The 19,679-nt window shown below is 65.3% G+C and carries 5 protein-coding genes; 2 read left to right on the top strand and 3 right to left on the bottom strand.

The window, feature by feature from the left end; genetic code table 11:
• Positions 1–43: 43 nt before the first annotated feature.
• Together M2343_RS15270 and M2343_RS15265 are read left to right on the top strand one after the other, a co-directional pair.
• On the top strand, positions 44–682 hold the full coding sequence (locus M2343_RS15270) for an ankyrin repeat domain-containing protein (RefSeq protein WP_264603902.1): 639 nt from the start codon (positions 44–46) through the stop codon (positions 680–682).
• Positions 683–997: 315 nt separating this feature from the next.
• On the top strand, positions 998–1,672 hold the full coding sequence (locus M2343_RS15265) for a tyrosine-type recombinase/integrase (RefSeq protein WP_264577286.1): 675 nt from the start codon (positions 998–1,000) through the stop codon (positions 1,670–1,672).
• Positions 1,673–1,761: 89 nt separating this feature from the next.
• Here the strand turns inward: M2343_RS15265 and M2343_RS15260 are convergent, their stop codons facing one another.
• The 3 genes from M2343_RS15260 to M2343_RS15250 all read right to left on the bottom strand — a co-directional run bounded on the left by M2343_RS15260 (position 1,762) and on the right by M2343_RS15250 (position 19,653).
• Positions 1,762–2,322 carry a helix-turn-helix domain-containing protein gene (locus M2343_RS15260; RefSeq protein WP_264577285.1) on the bottom strand — a complete coding sequence of 187 codons (561 nt, stop codon included), beginning with the start codon at positions 2,320–2,322 and terminating at the stop codon, positions 1,762–1,764.
• Positions 2,323–2,388: 66 nt separating this feature from the next.
• Entirely contained in the window at positions 2,389–4,818 is a 2,430-nt protein-coding gene (locus M2343_RS15255) for a tetratricopeptide repeat protein (RefSeq protein ID WP_264577284.1), read from the bottom strand.
• A gap of 12 nt (positions 4,819–4,830) precedes the next feature.
• The gene (locus M2343_RS15250) at positions 4,831–19,653 is read right to left on the bottom strand and encodes an Ig-like domain-containing protein (RefSeq protein ID WP_264577283.1); all 14,823 of its coding nucleotides are present in this window, start codon (positions 19,651–19,653) and stop codon (positions 4,831–4,833) included.
• Between the last annotated feature and the right edge of the window lie 26 nt (positions 19,654–19,679).

Below are 19,679 nucleotides of genomic sequence, written 5' to 3'. Positions count from 1 at the left end.
AAGGCAACTGCTTGAGACGAACGCAAGGCGAAGGGGGCACAGGGTGAAGATCGAACGGCGCAGGGGAATGTTGGTCCGCATGGGCAGCCCACTGGCGCTCGCGCTGGCGCCGCTGATCGGCGCGGTGACGGCACAGCCCGCCATGGCGCAATTCTCCGACAGCTACCGCTTCCTCGAGGCGGTGCGCAAAGGCGATACCGCCAAGATTGCCGAAGTGCTCGAAACTCCTGGCGTCACTCCGATCAACACCAAGGATCGCACCAGCGGCGAGACCGCATTGCTGATCGTGGTCGGCCAGCGCAGCGTGATGATGACCAATTATCTGCTCTCCAAGGGCGCGCGCGCAGACCTGACCGACAATAACGGCCGCACGCCCCTGATGCTCGCCGTGGAACGCCGCTTCGTAGAAGGCGCACAGCTGCTGCTCGCCCACAAGGCCGATCCCAACCAGACCAACAGCAGCGGCGAAACCCCGCTGATCCGCGCGGTGCAGATGCGCGATATGGAGATGGTGCGGCTGCTCGTCACCAACGGTGCCGACCCGCTGCGCCGCGACCGACTCGCCGGCATGTCGGCGCTCGATTACGCAAAGGCCGGCGCGCCGATGAGCGGCCTGATCGATCTGCTCAACAGCGCGGAAAAGCCCAAGGTCAGCGGCGCCGTGCAAGGCCCGCGCCTCTAGGCCACCCCTGACGCTCACAAGCCAGACTGCCTGGCCCGGCCCGCATCGCAAGCGGGACCGGATCGACAGGCTGTTGGGATATTACGCCATATTGGATGCTTCACCGCACGGCTTTGGCCGCGCGACGCGGCCGCGCGCATCCCGTCCGCAGATCAAGTGTTATTGCATCCATTTCGGATCGGCGGGACCTTCCGCCCAAGTCCAGATTTGTTACTTGATGGTTAACGGAACGATAATTTGAGCAGCATCCGTCATGCTCCAAATCATGACGGAACTGTTCCAGATTAGTATGATCATCAACGGGGGACGAAATCGATGAACTGGTCTGTATTCGACGAATATGGCTGCCGAAAATATTTGAACCGATCCGAAATGAGCTGCTTCCTCGATAGTGCAAAGACTGCCCCGCCTTCCGTCCATGCCTTCTGCCGCTTGCTCGCCGAAACCGGGTGCCGCATTTCGGAGGCGCTCTGCCTGACCTTAGGGCGGATCGACCCCACCGCCTGTGTCGTCATCTTCGAAAGCCTCAAGAAACGGAAGAGAGGCATTTTCCGCCGCGTGCCGATCTCACCGGGGCTGGTGCGCCTGCTTACCGATATTGCCGGCAATGATCGCGCCGCCCCCCTGTGGCGCTGGTCCCGCACCACCGCCTGGCGCCACGTCCACGAGCATATGGACCGGACGCATATCAAAGGTCCGCAAGCCTGCCCGCGCGGCCTGCGCCATGGCTTTGCCGTCGCCGCGCTCGGAGCTGGCGCGCCGCTCAATCTCGTGCAGTCATGGCTCGGCCACGCCAATATCGAAACCACGAGCATCTATGCCGTGGCGGTCGGCCCCGAGGAGCGCGAGATCGTCGAGCGAATCTGGAGCCGCATCCGCGCCGGCGACCTGGCGCAGCGCCGCGTCCCATCCGCCAACCACCGCAATGCCGGATCGGCAGCAGCCCGGCGCAATGCCAGCCCGGCGGCATCCGAGCATTATTTCTTCTGAACACCACAATCTTAGCCCCTCCTCTTCAGAGGAGGGGTTGGGGTGGTGCGGCAACCGCCCCGTCGCACCCCCGTGCGATGCATGTCCCCTCAGGACGGACTCTTGATCCGTCCCAGGCTCGTCTCCTCAAGGGCGAGGCGGGAGATGACGTCCTTGATCAGCGCCGCACAATCGGCCGGTACGCAATAGCCGCGCCGATAGAAGGAGACGATCGGGTCCGGCATATTCTTGTTGCGAAACGCCTTGCGCAGCTCGGACACGAACACCTTGATCGAGCTTTCCGCAAATCCCAGGCTCGCCCGCAGTTCGTGCGGCGCGTGGAACACATCAGGATTGGCCATCAGCCACAGGAGCAGGCGCACGGCGCTGGGGCTGCGCAGGTTCATATGGGCCTGCAGCATACGCATGATCTGCGTGTCGCCCTGTCGTGCGGAACGGCGGCCATCGCCTTCTCCCGTCCGGCTGTCGATCAGGTCGGCCGCAGAGGCATGCTCCATCTTCTCGATGGCTTCCGCCAGCGCGCGCGACCAGATCAGCCGCGCATAGGCAGATTCCATCGTTCCCAGCCGCCGCACCATCAGCGCGATTCCGGCGGCCGATCGCGGTACGGCCGCCCCCACGCTCTCGAAGTCACTATCGAATATGGTCATAACCCTGCCCCCAGCATGAAGCGCGAGGCCGCTCCATTCGTCTCCCCGGTTTCAACTCTTCGCGGGTCATGCCCCCCCGGCCGCGAAATCTCTCCACATGCGGCGATAAGCGTCTTCCAGCTCGCGCGTGTATCGATCGATGTCGCCGGCCGGCGATGCGGCGAAGCGCGTGCGCAGGCTGCGCTTTTCCTCCAGCAGCGCGGCGCGGTCGGAGGCCAGCGAAGCGGCGATTTGGACGAATGCGTCCTCGTCCTGCGCCACCCATTCGGGCCGGCCGATGGCGCTCATCAGCCCCGCGCCCATGCGCTGGACGAAGCTCTCGCCCGCCAGCGTGATCACCGGGGTGCCCATCCACAGCGCCTGACAGCTGGTCGTGCCGCCATTGTATGGGAAGCAGTCCAGCGCGATGTCGATGTCGGCATATTCGGCCATCATCTCATCGAGGCTCGATGGCCCCCGGAATTCCAGCCGGTCAGCAGCAACGCCGGCCTCCACGAACAGGTCGCCAAAGCGGTTCACCGCCACGGAATCCAGGAAGCTCGGTCCCTTGAGCACCAGCCGCGAGCCGGGCGTGGCGACGATCGCCTTGGCCCACAGGCGAATGGTGTATGGCGTCAGCTTGGAGACGTTGTTGAACGACCCGAAGGTGAGCGGGCGCTCCAGATGCGTCTTGCCATAATCGGGGAATGGAAACTCCCGCTCGGGCGCGTAGCAGAACACGAAGCCCGGCACATGCTCGAGCCGCTCGGTGTAGAGATGGGCATGGTCGCTCGGTGAGGTCACCGGATCGCTGATCAGCCAATCCATGTTGGGAATGCCGGTGGTCGAGGGATAGCCCAGGAACATCGCCTGCACCGGCGCCGCCCGGCGGCCGAACAGCGGCGCGCGATTGCGGCCGGTGTGGCCAATGAGGTCGATCAGCACGTCGATGCCGTCGTCCTCGATCATCTGCGCGAGGCGCGTGTTGCTGATACTCGCCGCATCGCGCCAGCGATCGACATGGCCGCGCGCGCGGCGGGTCATGTCGTCGGTGAGCGGGCTGAGCGAATAGACCGTGATCTCGAACGCCTCGCGATCATGCCGCGCCAGCACCGGCCGCATGAACAGGCTGACCGGATGCTCGCCATGCATGTCGCCCGTGACATAGCCGATGCGCAGGCGCCGGCTGCGCCCGGCGGCATCGGCAGCGCCGGCCCCGATCGAGCGATCGTTGGCAAACGAGGTCGCCGCCCTCGCACCCTCGGCCAGCGGTGCGAACAGGGCCTGATGGAAGTCGCGGGTCTCCTCCGCCGTCATCGTCTCGCTGTAGAGCGCCGCCATCGCCGCCGAGCCACGGAACGGCGATTCCGGGCCTTCTTCCTCGCCCAGCTCGGTATAGATATCGCGCGCGGTGTCGACATCGCCGCGCTTGCCGGCAATCGAGCCGCGCATCGCCCGCAGGTCAGGCGCATCGTCGCCGGCAAGGTCGTCTACCCGGTCAAAGCAGGCCTCGGCCTCCTCGGTGCGCATCCCTTCGATGAGCACCTTGCCGAGATTGAAATGGCCCCGCCAGTTTTCCGGATCCTTCTCGATCCGCGCGCGGAGCACCGCGTCGCACCGGTCGAACTGATTGTGCTTCATCAGCGTGCCGGCAAATCTGATCTCATCGTCTTCGTCGAGGTCCGTCGCTTCCAGCTGGGCGAACAGCGGCTCGGCCTGCTCAGTGGCGCCCATTTGCATGAGCGCATCGGCCAGATCGATCCGCGCGGCGTGGAAATCGCTCGCTGCCGTCAGCGCATGGCGGAAGCCCTCGACCGCGCGGTGCCACTCGCCTCGCTCTGCCCGGCCGAGCCCCATGCGGTGGTGGATATCGGCCTGATCGTCCGGCCCCGCACAATCCAGCGCCTTGAGCCAGGCCAGCACCGCCTCATCCTCCCGCCCGACCTGTTCGAGCGCCCGCGCGACGCTCAGATGCGCGCCATAGCGCGAGGGCGCTGCCTCGGCCGCACGGCGGTAGAAATCGAGCGCTTCGTCCAGCGTGCCATGGTGGCGGCAGACATTGCCCGCCTCCAGCCACGCCGTGAAATTATCGGGGTCGCGGCGCAGCACATCGCTGAACAGTCGCCGCGCTTCCTCATACTCGCCCTGCCGCACCGCGCAGCGGGCGAGCTGGATGGTCGCGGGCACGACGGCCGGGCCATCCGCCCGCTCCAGCGCCAGCGCCTGCTCGAAGGCGGCCTGCGCCTTCTCCCACTTGCTCTTGTCGTAGAGCACATTGCCATAGTTGAACCAGACCGCCGCCGGCGCGTCCGGGCTCTCGATCGCCCGGCCATATTGCACCAGCGCCTCGTCATCCCGGCCAAGCTTGCGCAGCACCTGGCCATGGTTGCCGAGCAACACCGGATCGTCCGGCTGCTCGGCAAGCAGGTCTTCATAAAGCTCGGCCGCCCTGGCCCAGTCGCCACGCGACTGGGCCTTGACCGCCTGCTCCGGATCGGGTCGCTGCCCCTGGAACATGGACCTGCGACCTCAGGCTGCGAGAACGGTCGTGGTGACCGCGTTGTCGATCAACAACTGAACCGCAGCCCCGTTGTAGTTGTACAGGCTGTAGCTGACACCGCCGTCGGTATAGTCCTGGCCGCTGTCCACCCACAGGCCGGCTCCGACCAGTTGCACCGAGTCTCCGGCATCGCCGTCGATCATCAACTGCTGTTTCCCAGTCGCGCCGGTGATGGATTGGAACGCGTTGAACGCGCTTTCGTCCGTATCATGCAGGTTGAGCACATCGGTCAGGTTCAGCTTCAGGGTATTGTTGCTCGCACCGGTGATGTCGATCTTCTCGATGCCCTTGATTACACCGTCCTTCAGGGTGGTGAGGTTGAGGGTGATGATGCCTGTCCCTTCCAGCGCCAGCGTATCGATGCCCTGCCCACCCTGAATGCTGGACCCGGACTGGCCAAGCTTGGCGACATTGTCCGCATCGAGCACGATCCGGTCATTGCCCGTGCCGCCATAGAGCACGTCGATGCCGCCCTTACCGTAGAGGATGTCGTTACCAGCCCCGCCAATGAGGGAGTCGTTGCCCGTGGTGCCGGTGAGCGTATCGGCCGCGGCGGTCCCCATCTGGCTGACCTTGCTGGTCGAGAAGACACCCGAAGTCGAACCATAGACGACGAAGGCAGCACCGTTATCGGTCAGGCCATTCACATCCGCATTGCTGCTGCCGATGATCAGGTCGGCCAGGCCGTCGCCATTGAGATCGCTGCCGGCCACCGCGCCGAAGGTGAGCGTACCGGCCTGATTGCCCTCGATGACGAACCCTTGGGTATTTCCGGCAACGCTCAGTGCGGACAGATCCACTGGGCTGCTGTCGGTCTTGCCGAAGACGACATAGACCTTGCCCGCGTCAACCCCGAGGCTGGTATCCGCCTGCCACGATCCTATTGCGAGGTCAGCCAGACCGTCGCCATTCATATCGCCGATCACCGACACCCGGTTATGATAATCATACGCGCTTGAGCCGTTGATGACGAACCCGAGCGTGTTCCCGGCGGCCGTAAGCTGGCTGACATTCACCCCTGCGCCGCTGGTCTTGCCGAACAGCACGTAGGTTCTGCCTGCGTCGGTGGCGGAGGGGGTGTCCCCCACGCGCGCCTGGACCACAATATCTGACAGACCGTCGCCATTGATGTCGCCGGCAGCAGTCCATTGCACGGTATTGTCACCCAAACTCGAGCCGCTAATCGCGAAACCGAGCGTGTTGGTCGCTGCGGTCAGCGCTGTAAGGTTAAGCGGTGCTCCACTGGTCCCCGTCCGTCCGAAGACCACATAGCCCCCGCCGGCATCACCCACACCATTCGGGTCGATGATTGCCGAGCCAACCAGGAAGTCGGCCAAGCCGTCCCCGTTCACATCGCCAAGGCCGTTCACCCTCATGCCCAACTGATCGTTGGCGCTTGAGCCATCGATGATGAAACCGAGCGTGTTGGTCGCGGCCGTGAGCGCCGAGAGACTGAGGCTGCTGTTGTTGGACCGGCCATAGACGACATACACGCGTCCCTGCGTGCTTGCGCCTGTTCCAAGCGCACCCACCAACAGATCGGCATAACCATCGCCATTGATGTCGCCAGCGGCAGAAACCGATGAGCCGACATATTCACTCGAGGTTCCACCCAGCAGCTGGAAGCCCGCGGACACGGCCGTGGACAGGCTCGATACGGCGACCGTTGCGCCCCCAGTCTTGCCATAGACGATGTACGCAGCGCCCGAGAGCGTATTCACATTATCCACGCCGGTGGCACCGACGATCAGATCGCCAAGCCCGTCGCCGTTCACATCGCCCGCACTAACCGCATTGGCAAGATAATCGCTCGCCGACGAGGCCAGAATGGCGAAGCCCGCCGTTCCAGTTGCGACATTGTATATGCTGTCGATCACGCTGCCGTAGATGTTGTTGGGTCCGCCAAAGACGACATAGGATTTCGAGGCGGTCTGGTTAGCTCCGCCGACCGAAACCACGAAGTCGGCATAGTCGTCTCCGTTCACATCACCCGCAGCGCTGACCGATGCAGCGAAGGACTCGGTGCCGCTGGAACCGGCGATCATATAGCCCACCGAGTTGCTAGCCTGCATGATCGCGCTCGCCTGGATGACGGGCGTCACGGTGAAGCTGTTGGCGCTCGGCGAGGAGAGATTGCCCAACCCGTCGACCGCATAGGCCTTGTACGTCCCGCTGGCCAAGCCGAGCAGGCTGAGGTTGGTGTTGGTATCGGCAGTCGTAATGGCGACCGAGTTCCAGTATTTGCTGTCCTTGCCGGTGATATCCGCCAGCGTGGTGACCGTGGGAATAGCCGTGGTGTTCACCAGATAGAGCGTGCCCACTTCCGTCGAGCGGACGACGGCCACGTCCGTGCCGGTGCCGCTGACGCTCGTGTCCGCAAAGCTCGGCGCAGGGGCAGCATTGTCCTGCACCGTCACGGTGACCTGATTGTCCACCAGCAACTGCACCGCAGCCCCGGCATAGTTGTAGACGCTGTAGCTGCGGGTGCCGTCCTGCACGTCCACACCGCTGTCGAGCCAGCTACCGACGAGCTGCAGGGCATCGCCGCTGTTACCATCGACCATCATCTGCTGCTTGCCGACCTTGCCGGTGAGCGCCTCGAACTCGTTGAACGCGCTCTCCTCCGGATCGTGCAGGTTGAGCACGTCCGTCAGGTTCAGCTTGAGCGTATTGTTGCCCGAGCCAGTGAGGTCGATCTTCTCGATGCCCTTGACGAAAGCATCCTTCAGCGTGGTGAGATCGAGCGTGATGCCCGCTCCGTCCAGTGCCAGCGTATCGGTGCCGAGGCCGCCCTGGATGCTCGCGCCCGAGACCCCCAGCTTGGCGACATTGTCCGCGTTGATGATGATCCGGTCATTGCCCGCACCGCCATACAGCACGTCCGCGCCGCCGTTACCGCGCAGCACGTCGTTGCCTACGGCACCCACAAGCGAGTCGTTGCCGGACGTGCCAATCAGCGTGTCGGCGCCTGAGGTTCCCATCTGGCTGACCTTGGCAGCGTTGGAAAATACGCCCGAGGTCGAGCCATAGATGACGAAGACGCCGCCACCCTCGGTATTCCAATAGTCGTAATAGTTTGCGCCAATCATCAGATCGACCAAGCCGTCGCCATTGAGATCGCCCGCCGACACGGACTTGCCCAAAAACGCACTCACCTGACCCGTGCCATTGATCGCAAAACCTTGCGTATTGCCGGCCACCGAGAGGGCGGAAAGGTCCACGGCGCTGCTGTCCGTCTTACCGAAGACGACATAGGCCTTGCCTGCATCTGTGCCGCCGTTCGAATCGGAAACGCTTGAGCCGATCAGCAGATCGGCCAGCCCGTCGCCGTTCATGTCGCCGATCACCGAGATGCTGGTCGCATTATCGTCAGTGCTGGACCCATTAATGACGAAGCCAAGCGTGTTGCCGGCTACGGACAGGGCACTGGCGCCAACGCCAGCTCCGTCCGACTTGCCGAAGACTACGTAGAACTTGCCTACATTCGATGCAGACGTATCCGCATAAGCGGCGGCAAAGGCCAGATCGGACAGGCCGTCACCATTGATGTCGCCGGAACCCGCGATGGAAAAGCCCAAATTATCGCCTGCACTGGACCCGCTGATCATGAAGCCTCGAGTGTTCGTGGCAGCCGTCAGGGCAGACACGTTCAGGGTGGCGCCGCTGGTGCCCGTCTGGCCGAAGACGACATAGGCCGCGCCGGAATTGTTGCCGGGGGTATCGGCCGTAAAAGATGAAACGATGAAATCGCTCAGGCCGTCGCCATTGACGTCTCCCGCGTCGCTGACCGTATATCCCAACTGGTCACCCCCACTCGACCCTTCGATCATGAAGCCCAGCGTGTTGCTGGCCGCACTAAGGTCTGAAAGCTGGATCGTGCTGTTATTGGAACGACCATAAACGACGTAAGCTCGCCCCGTGTCAGTCGCCGTTCCGTCCTGCGCGAAGGCACCGACAACAAAATCGGCGTAGCCATCGCCGTTAATATCGCCTGCAACAGAGACTGAGAAGCCTGCGCGACCATCCGCGTTGCTGCCGATCAGAACAAAGCCATTCGATTTTGTCGCGCCGACCGCACCGGGGAGCTGCGCGAGATCGACGAAGGTTCCGCCGGTCTTGCCATAAACGATATAGGCACCGCCGGCCAGGTCATTGGTATTGTCGCGGCCGTAGGCGCCGACCAGAAGATCGTTCAGGCCGTCGCCATTGACGTCGCCGGCATTGGACACGGTATGGCCTGCATATTCAGCATATTGAGACGCACTGATGTAGAAGCCCAGCGTGTTGTTGCTGGCTATGAGCGAACTGACATTGTACGGCCCACTCAGATTGGTCGGGCCGCCGAAGACGACATAGGCACGGGCCCAGTTGCCCGTTGCCGTAGAGCCCACGATGAAGTCGCCATAGCCATCGCCGTTCACATCGCCGGCATAATCGATTGAGTTACCGACGAACTCGTTGGTCGACGAACCGAAGAAGCCAAAACCTATCGAATTCGACGCTTGAAAGACGGCGCCGGCCTCAACCACGGCATTCACCGTGTAGGTGTTCGCGCTAACCGCAGAGATGTTACCGGCATTATCGACCGAATAGGCCTTATAACTTCCGCTAGCCAAGCCGAGCATTTGCATGGTCGTGTTACTGTTTGCGGTGGTTATGTTGACGGAGTTCCAATATTTCCCGTCGATGCCAGTAATGTCCTCTAGTTTCGTCACCGTCGGGATCATCGCCGTATTGACGATATAGACCGTACCGAGTTCCGAGGACTGCACCGTGGCACTGTTGGTGTTTGCACCACTACCGGCGCTTAGAACGACAGTCGGATTGACGGTATCGAGTACGAAGGTGCTGCTGGCGCTGGTCGCCGAGATGTTGCCCACGGCGTCGGTCGCTGTCGCCGTGACGGTGACAGTGCCGTTGCCCAGCGTGGTGAGCTGAGACGCATCGAGCATCACCGCCTGTGCCGAGCCGGTGCCGATCACCGTCCGCACCACAGGGCCAAGTGTGCCGGCGAACGTCACAGTGACCACCGAACCGGCCTCGGCCGTCACAGTGACGGCACCTGCGGCATTCAACGCCTCGGCGCTCGAAGCACCGCCCGTGAAATAAGACGGCAGGGTGATAACCGGCGCGGTCGGCGCGATGGTATCGAGCAGGAAGGTCAGTGGATCGGCGCTGGTGACGTTGCCCGCGGCGTCTGTCACCTGCGCCGAAACGAGGACATTCCCGTTGCCCAGTGTCACGAGATCGGCAGTGGTCAGCACGATTGGCTTGGCCGTACCGTCGGCGGCAACCGTCTTGGTCACAGAGCCGCTGTTACCGATGAACACAGCCTGGATTGTGCCGCCATTCTCACCGCTCACAGTGACCACGCCACCCGCTGCTATCGCCTCCGCAGAAGAAGCGCCGTCCGCAACCCCCGCTCCGAGCGCGATGACGGGCGCGGCGGGCGCCACCCGATCGAGCGTGAACTGACGGGTTGCCGAAGCCACGGAGGCGTTGCCGGCAGGATCCCGCGCCACAGCCGAGAAGGTGATGGCACCGTCCGCAAAGGCAGCCACGTCGGTCGCCGTGAGAACGACGTCTTGCGCCGCGCCCGTGCCCACCAGCGTCTTGGTGATTTCCACCGTACCCTGGACGAACGTCACGGTGACGGTCGCACCCTGTTCGGCCGTGACCGTCGCGACCGTGCCGACCGCAAGCTCCGCGTTCTTCGATGCCGTGCCCGAGAGCAGCAGCGTGGGGCCGGTCGGCGCCACGGTATCGATGGTGAACGTGCTGGTGGCGGCGGCCGACTGGTTGCCGACCGCGTCCGTCACGAAGCTGGAGACCGATACCGCGCCATTGCCCAGCTTCACCAGATCGTTCGCCGTCAGCGACACCGTCTGGGTGAGGCCATTGCCGGTGAACGTCTTGGTGACGCTGTTGGCCCCGGCGGTGAAGACGACCGTGACCAGCGCATTGGCCTCCGCCGTCACCTTGACCACACCCGTGCTCGCCAGCGCCTCAAGGGCGGTAGCGCCACCGGCGATGCCGTCCGAGAGGGTCATGGTCGGCGTCGCCGGTGGCGTCCGGTCGAGCACGAAGCTGCTGGCCGTTTCGGCCGACTCGTTGCCCGCCGGATCCTTCGCCTGCGCGGTGACGGCAATCGTGCCATCACCCAGCGCCTGCAGATCAGCCGTGGTCAGCACGACAGCCTGAGGCGAGCCAGTCGCCGTCAGCGTCTTCACGATACTGTTCGAGCCGTTGGAGAACACCACGGAGATGCTGGAGCCGATTTCGCCGGTGATGCTGATCACGCCGCTTGCCGCCGTGGCCTCCGCCGCTGAAGCGATGTCCGCGACACCCGTACCTAGGCTGATCGTGGGCGCACCCGGCGCTGCACGGTCCAGCGTGAACTGCACGCCCGAGGCAATGGACGAGGCGTTGCCCGCCGGGTCCGTCGCCACGGCCGTGATGGCCACGGTGCCATCGCCCAGGGCGACCACTTCGGCCGCTGAGAGCGCGACGCTTTGTGCGGTCCCAGTTCCGGTGAGGGTCTTCACGACCGTGTTGCTGCCACGCGCGAAGGTGACCTTCACGACCGCACCGGCTTCCGCCGTCACCGTCACCACGCCAGACGGCGAGGCGGCGCCGGTGGACGACTTGGTGGCGTCGCCCAGCAGCGCCAGCGTCGGCGATGTCGGGGCGACCATATCCAGCGTGAAGCTGGCCGTCACCGGCGTCGAGGCGTTGCCCACCGCATCCTTGGTTACGGCGGAAACCGAAATCGTGCCGTTGCCGAGCAACGTGAGATCCGATGCCGAGAGCGTCACCGGGTTCGGACCGCTGGCGGCCACGATCGACTTTTCGACGCTCGCACTGCCGTTGGTGAACCTCACCGTGACCGTCGTGCCAGCTTCCGCGGTCACGAGCACGGCGCCGGTCGCCGCTCTGGCTTCCGCCAGCGTGGCCCCGTCGCTCATGCCCGTACCGAGCACAAGGGTGGGCGAAACCGGCGCGACGCTGTCCAGCGTGAAGCTGCTGGTGCTTGCGGGCGATGTGTTCCCGGCAGCATCCTTGGCGCTGGCACTGACGGCGATCGTGCCATCTCCCAGCGTCGCAAGATCAGCGGCGCTCAGCACCACGGCCTGCGCCGATCCCGTGCCGGTCAGCGCCTTGGTGACGCTCTTGCTGCCATTGGTGAAGGTCACCGTGATGGCGGCGCCGGCTTCCGACTGCACCGTGACGACACCGGTGGCCGCCGTGGCTTCCGCCGCCGAGGCGATGTCGGCCACGCCGGTGCCCAGCACGATGACAGGCGCATTTGGCGCGACATCGTCGATGGTGAAGCTGGTCGTGGCAGCGGTCGAGAGATTGCCGACCGAGTCCTGTACCTGCACGGACACATTCACCGTGCCGTTACCCAGAGCAGACGCGTCAGCAGCAGAGAGAAGGACCGTCTGCGCCACGCCGGTGCCGACCAGCGTCTTCGTGATCGTGCCGGCCGTGCTGGTGAACTTGATCGTTGCCGTGGCGCCCGGTTCCGTGGTGACCTTGACGACACCCCCGGCCCCGGTTGCCTGCGCCGTCGTTTTGGCGGGCGAGCCCACCAGCGCGAGGACGGACGGGTTGGGCGGCGTCATGTCGAGCAGGAAGGTGCGGCTGGCTTCGGCGGATTCATTGCCAACCGCGTCCGTGGCGACCGCCGACACCGAGATCGTGCCATTGCCCAGCACCGTCAGATCCGCCTGCGTCAGCGTGACGGCCTGGGTGAGACCGGTGGCGACCACATTCTTCACAAGGCTGTTGGAGCCGTTGACGAAGGTCACGGTGACCAGCGAGCCAGCATCGGCCATGACGGTCGCGACGCCCGTTTCGGCGAGCGCCTCGGACATGGATGCACCGTCGGCAATGGCCGCAGCCAGCGTGAGCGTGGGCGCATTCGGCGCGACCCGATCCAGCGTGAACTGCACCGAACCGCCGCCGGCGGAGACGTTGCCTGCCGTGTCGGTCGCGGTTGCCGCGACGTAGATGGAGCCGTCGCCCAGTGTCGCCAGATCGGTCGTGCTCAGCGTCACGATCTGCGGGGCACCGGTGCCGGTCATGGTCTTGGTCACGACATTGGCGCCATTGGTGAACGTCACGGTCACAGCCGAGCCGAGTTCGGCCGAAACCGTCACGGCCCCCGCCGAGCTGCTTGCTGCCGCCGCGGACTTCTCCGTAGAGCCAACCACCGTCAGCGTCGGATTGTTGGGCGGGGTCATGTCGAGCGTGAAGGTCCGGCTCGTCGCCGCCGAGTCATTGCCGACCGTGTCACGGGCCACTGCGGACACCGAGATGGTGCCGTTGCCGAGCGTCGCCAGATTGGCGGCGGTCAGCGTGACAGCCTGGGCCGAGCCCGTGCCGGTCAGCGTCTTGGTGACGCTGTTCACGCCATTGGTGAAGGTCACGGTGACGGCAGCGCCAGTTTCCGCCGTGACGGTCACCACGCCCGTGGCGGCCTTGGCCTCGGCAAGCGTCGCGCCATTGGAGACGCCGGCGCCAAGCGCCAGCACCGGCGCCGTGGGCGGCGTTCGATCCAGCACGAAGCTTGCCGGTGTGGCGGCAGCGGAGGTGTTGCCGGCCACATCCTTGGCGATGGCGGAGACGGAGATCGTCCCGTCGCCGAGCGCCGCCAGATCGCTGGCCGTCAAGACCACAGCCTTTGCCGTGCCGGTGCCAGTGACCGTCTTGGTCACGGTATTGCCGCTGCGGGTGAATGTGACAGTCACCGTCGCGCCGTCCTCAGCCGCGACGGTTACGACGCCCGTGCTCGCCGTGGCTTCCGCCAGCGAGGCGGTATCCGCCACGCCCGCACCCAGCGCAATGACGGGGGCAGCAGGCGGCGTGTTGTCGATGACGAAGGTCGCATTGCCGGACTGCGAGATGTTCCCCACTGCGTCGATCGCGGTGACGGACACGGCAATGGTCCCGCTGCCGAGCGATGCGACGTCACCGGCCGTCAGCACAACGGATTGCGCCGCTCCCGTCCCGGTCAGCGTCTTGGCCACGCTGTTGATGCCATTAGTAAACGTCACCGTGACAGCCGAGCCATTCTCCGCCGTCACCTGAGCGACGCCGAGCACATTGGCAGCCTGGGTGCTGGTCTTGGCCGAAGCGCCGATCAGCGAGACCAGCGGAGCCGCCGGGGCAACCGTGTCCAGCGTGAAGCTGGACGTAGCGGCCGTTGAGGCGTTGCCCGCCTCGTCGCGGGCCAGGGCACTGACCGAGATCGTGCCGCTGCCCAGCGTCGCCAGGTCGTTTTCGGTCAGGACCACCGCCTGCGCCGCGCCCGTGGCCGCCACTTCCTTGACGATCTGGTTGCTGCCATTCTTGAACGTGACGCTCACCGTCAGCCCGGCCGTGGCGGTGACCAGAGCCACGCCCCCCTGCGACGACGCTTCCGCTGCCGACGCACCGTCTGCGATGCCGGTGCCGAGCGCCAGGGTCGGCGCACTGGGCGCCACCCGATCCAGCGCGAACTCGAGCGGTGTGCCCACAGGCGAGGCATTGCCTGCCGCGTCCGTCGCGGTCGCGGTCACAGAGATAGCGCCATCCCCCAGCGTGGTGAGATCAGCCGCAGTGAGAGTCACCGCCTGAACCGCACCCGTGGCAACCAGTTGCTTCGAGACCGTGCCTTGCGACCCGGCGAAGGTGACCGTGATGGCCGACCCGCCTTCCGCACGCACGGTGACTACACCGGTGCTGGCGAGCGCTTCGGCCTGCGTCGCACCGCCGGCAACGCCGGCACCAAGGGCGAGAGTGGGCGCAAGAGGCGCCTGCCGGTCCAGCGTGAAGCTGGACGTCGCCGGGGTGGAGACATTGCCGCTGGCATCGCTGGCGACGGCGGACACGGCCACGGCGCCGTCACCGATCGTCTGCAGTTCCAGCGCGGTGAGGACAATCGTCTTGGGTGCGCCATCGCTGACCAGCGTTCTGGTCACGCTGCCGACAGACCCGCTGAAGGTCACCGAGACGACGGCACCGGGTTCGGCCGAGAGCGTGAGAATCCCGGTGGGGGCCGTCGCTTCCGCTTCCGTCGCGCCGTTCGCAGCGGCAGTGGCCAACGTCAACGTCGGCGCTTCCGGCGCGCCAGCGTCGAGATTGAACGTCAGGCTTTCGAGCGAGGACTGATTGCCCGCCAGATCAGTGACGACCATCGAGACCTGGACGACGCCGTCACCCAAGGCCGCGATCTGGGCTGCCGTCAGCGTCACGGCCTGTGCCGTGCCGGTGCCGATCAGATTGACCGTTTCCGTGCGGCCCGAATAGCCGTTGAACGTCACCTTGATCGCCGCGCCGTTTTCGGCAGCGGCAAGCACGACGCCGTCGACCGAGAGCGCGTCAGCCGAAGACTTGGTGCTGCCGCCGACCAGCGTGAGGCCAGCAACCGGCACGGCCGTGTCGAGAATGAAGGCCGCCTGCGCCGGATCGGACTGGTTGCCGGCGACATCCGTGGCGACAGCCGTCACCTGGACCTGTCCATCGCCGAGCCGGGCCATGTCGCCAGCCGTGAGATGGATCACCTGCGAGGCGCCGTTGGCGGTGATGGCCTTCACAACCTCATTGCTGCCATGGGTGAAGGTGAGTGTGACGATGGTGCCGGTATCGGCCTTCACCAGCACGGCGCCGGCGCTGGCCTCGGCTGAGGTCGCGCCGCCATTTTCTACCCCCACGCCGAGCGTGAGCAGCGGCGCCGCGGGCGGCACCGCATCCAGACTAAAGTCGAGCGTGGCGGGCGCCGAAGCGTTGCCGGCCACGTCCAGCGCAAGCGCGGTCACGAGGATGGGACCATCGCCCAGCGTCACGAGATCGCCGGACGTCATCGCAATGATGTCCTCACCGCCGCTCGCTGCGGCAATGACCTTGACGACCGTGCCGCTCACGCCGGTGAAGACGAGGCGGACGCCGAGGCCCGCTGCGGCTGTCACCGTCAGCACGCCGTCGGTCGACAGGGCGTCGGCCAGCGACTTGGTCTCGCTCCCCACGATTTGCAGCAGCGGCGAGTCAGGCAGCGCCGTCATCAGGGTGAAGCTGGCCGTACCGTTCAGGGAGGTGTTGCCGGCTGCATCGCTGGCCACGGCCGTGACCGCGACCGGACCATCCCCGATCTGGGCCAGTTCGGCAGCCGAGAGGAGAACCGCCTTCGGGGCACCGGTGCCGGTCATCGTCTTTTCCACGACGCCGTCGGCGCCGGTGAAGGTCACCACCACGGTGGACCCGGCTTCCGCAGTGACGCGCACGATACCGCCGCTCGATGTGCCTTCTTCCAGCGAAGCGCCATCGGCGACGCCCGCGCCCAGCGTGACCGTCGGCGCGGCAGGCGGCGCTGTGTCGACCGTCAGGCTCATCATCGACGCGGCGGAGAACTTGCCGCTTACGGCGTTGAACTGCCGGACAGCCAGCAGGGTCGCCCCGTCCAGATTGCCGATGTCGTCGCTCCAGCTTTCGCCGCCATCGAGGCTGTATTGCAGCGCGGTGTCGCTCTCCTGGCCCTCGACGACCAGACTGGCGTCGTAGGTCACGCCATCCGTGTTCGAGACGCCGGTATCATTGCCGAGCGAGAGGGACAGCGACGTCAGGGTGATCGAGGGATCGAGCGTGAACTCCTCCAGCGTCGCCGGCGAGATGTTGCCGGCGACGTCGGTCTGGCGCACCATCACCGAATTGGGGCCCGGATTGGCCGTGAAGCTCTTGCTCCACGTCGCGCCACCATCGACGCTGAACTCGATCAGCGCACCCGGCTCCTGGCCGGTGATGCTGAGGATTCCGGTATATTCATTGCCTTCGACGACGAGCGCATCGGGCAGACCCGTGTCCAGAGCGAAGCTCAGCGCGGACGCTGCCGACACATTGCCGGCGCCATCCTTGGCCGTGGCCGAAACGGCGACAGTGCCGTTGCCGAGCGTGGTCAGCTCGGCCTGCGTCAGGCTGACTGCGACCGCCGAGCCCGTGCCCTGCACGAGCTTCGTCACCGTACCGCTGACGCCGCTGAACACCAGCCGCACGCTGTTGCCGACATCCGCCGTCACCGCCATGGCGCCCTCGGCGCCGGTTGCTTCTGCGGCTGTTTTCTGCGCATCGCCGATCAGGTCGAGCAGCGGTTCGCCCGGTGCTGTGGTGTCGAGCGTGAATGCGCTGGTCGCGATGACCGAGGCATTGCCGGATGCATCGGTCGCGACAGCGGAGACCGCCACCTCGCCATCACCCAGAATGGCGAGATCCGCAGCATCGAGAACGACGGCCTGCGCGGCGCCGATGCCAGAGACGGTCTTCACCACGCTGCCTTGCGCGGTCGCGAAGGTCACCGCGACGGACGTGCCGATTTCGGCCGCCACTTGCACGGCGCCGCCGGAATAGAGCGCTTCCGCAGCGGTCGCGCCGTTCGCAACATTCGCAGCGACAGTGATCGCGGGCGCCTCCGGCGCGACCGTATCGAGCGTGAACACCAGCAGCACGGGCGGGGAGAGATCCGCACCGTTCACCTGGCGAACGTGGACATGGTTGAGCCCTTCCACCGCCGTAAAGGCGCTGGTCCAGCTCTGCCCACCATCGATGCTGTACTCCACCGTGGCGCCCGCGCTCACGCCGGAAACCTGCAGGCTGCCATTGCTGGTCAGCCCGTCAATGGCCGAAAGGCCGCTATCCTGCGTCAGCCCGACCGACAGAACGGGCAGCGCCGTCACCAGATCGAAGCTCAGCGACTGCGGCGCCGAGGCATTGCCCGCAGCGTCCACCTCGCGCACCTGAACGGCATTGGTGCCGGCCCGCGCCGCGAAGCTCTGGCTCCAGCTCTGGCCGCCATCGATGCTGTATTCGATGGTCGATCCGGCTTCCTGACCGGTGATCGCGATAATCCCGCTCTGCGCATCCGCGCTGGCCACCATCGCGCTGGGCGCGACGGTATCGAGCGTGAAGGCAACCGGCGTCGCCGCCGAAACATTGCCCGCAGAATCGGTCGCCGTGACCGACACGGCAATCTCGCCATCGCCCAGCGTCGCAAGATCTTCTGCCGTCAGCACGACAGGCTGCGCCGTCCCGTCGGCGCTCAGTTGCTTGGTGATGCTGTTGGCGCCGTTGGTGAACGTCACCGCCACGCTGGATCCGGCCTCGGCAGTCACCAGGACCACGCCGTTGGCCGACGTGGCTTCCGCCGCCGTCGCGCCCGTGCCGACGCCCGTGCCCAGAGACAGCACCGGTGCGCCCGGCGCCTCGCCGTCAATGGTGAAGCTGAGGTCGCTCTGCGCGGACACATTGCCAGCGGCATCGGTGACCTGCACGGAGACCTGCACCGGGCCATCGCCCAGCTCGGCCAGATCGGCGGCGCTGAGCGTGATCGCCTGCGCGGCGCCTGTGCCGGTGACGGTCCGCACGATCACGCCGTTGGCGCTGCGGAATTCGATCTGCACGGTGGCTTGGTTTTCAGCCGTCAGCGAGAACACGCCATCCGCAGAGAGCGCCGCGTCGACGCCCTTGACCGCATTCCCGACAAGGTTGAGGGCCGCGGCATCCGGCGCGCCGGTATCGACGCGGATATTGGGCGCCTGAATCGCCGGTGACGTCAGCACGACGGGCAGGCCGCCCTCGCCCTTGAAATCGTCGGTCGTGGCAGTGCCGAGCGCGAGGCTGTCCGCCTTGAGCGTGATGCCGTCGCCATCATAGAGATTGCCGGCCAGCGCCGCTGTGAACTCCAGCCCGCGCACGCCAGCCGCCGTTGCGCTGGTGCCGGTTGCCGTCAGCAGCACTTCCTGCCCGCCGATCAACGCCACGACCGTGACGGTCTTGCCTTCGGCCAGCACGACCGGCTGCGAGAAATTGAGCGTGAGGCTGAGCGTGTCACCGACCTTGAACCAGCTCGGCGCGGCCGGCTGGGCGATGGACTGGATCGCCACGTTGAGGCCGGGTGTCACCGTGGCGGGATCGTAGCCGGACAGGTCGGCGAGGGCGACGGTGGCATTGGCTTTGACCGCTGTGCCCGCCACCTGCGAGCGCACGGCACCATCGGCGAAGACGAGCAGATCGTTCAGCGTGTTGCCCGCTGCCGACACCGTCACGGTCTCGACGTCATCGCCCACCGCGCGGGTGAGCGTCATACGCGAGCCGCTCACCGTCTTGGTGTAATCGCTCCACCGGCCGCGGAAATAGATGACGTCCGTGCCGCCACCCAGCGCCGATGCATCGATGGTCGTCCCATCTGCCACATAGACGACATCAACACCGTTGTTACCGAGAATCTGGAAAGTCACGCCCGGCTTGGAGAGGGAAATGGTTTCACCGTTGGCATCGAAGGACACGACCTTGACGGTGGCGGACAGGTCCGCGCCCGGCGCCGCAGCGCCGGTCGGCGCGGTCGAGGTCTCGCCGGACGGCACCGGGAGCGGGTCGCCCTTCGACACATAATTGTACAGCGCGTTGGTCGCGACCGTGCCGTCCGCGAAAATCAGCGCGTCGGGCGTCGTGGCCGAGTTGGCACTGGCGAGATTGACCGTCTCGACCTTACCTTCGACCGTGCGCGACAGGGTCAGCGTCGCACCGGTCCGCGTTACCGTATAATCCGCCAGCGATCCTTCAAAATAGATGCGGTCCGCGCCCGCACCTGTGCTCAGCGAATAGGTCGCGCCGGGACGGATGAAGATGGCGTCCACAAAAGAGGAGCCCAGAAACTGAATTTCCTGCCCATCCAGAGACAACGTTCCGTAATTCAGCTCGAAATCGATGAAGTTGCCACCATTGGTGGTGTTCATGATGATATATTTCGACGTGATTGCCATGACCTTTGACTCCGGAAGAGAATTTC

It is taken from the genome of Sphingobium sp. B8D3B (genome assembly GCF_025961875.1).
GTDB lineage: Bacteria > Pseudomonadota > Alphaproteobacteria > Sphingomonadales > Sphingomonadaceae > Sphingobium.
The sequence above is the reverse complement of the archived record's forward strand: the minus strand, read 5'-3'. Positions and strand labels throughout refer to the sequence as shown.

What these genes read in the sequence shown, in the direction of transcription:
- M2343_RS15260 (WP_264577285.1), bottom strand. Translation starts at nt 2,322, where the DNA reads ATGACCATATTCGATAGTGACTTCGAGAGCGTGGGGGCGGCCGTACCG.
- M2343_RS15250 (WP_264577283.1), bottom strand. Translation starts at nt 19,653, where the DNA reads ATGGCAATCACGTCGAAATATATCATCATGAACACCACCAATGGTGGC.
- M2343_RS15255 (WP_264577284.1), bottom strand. Translation starts at nt 4,818, where the DNA reads ATGTTCCAGGGGCAGCGACCCGATCCGGAGCAGGCGGTCAAGGCCCAG.
- M2343_RS15265 (WP_264577286.1), top strand. Translation starts at nt 998, where the DNA reads ATGAACTGGTCTGTATTCGACGAATATGGCTGCCGAAAATATTTGAAC.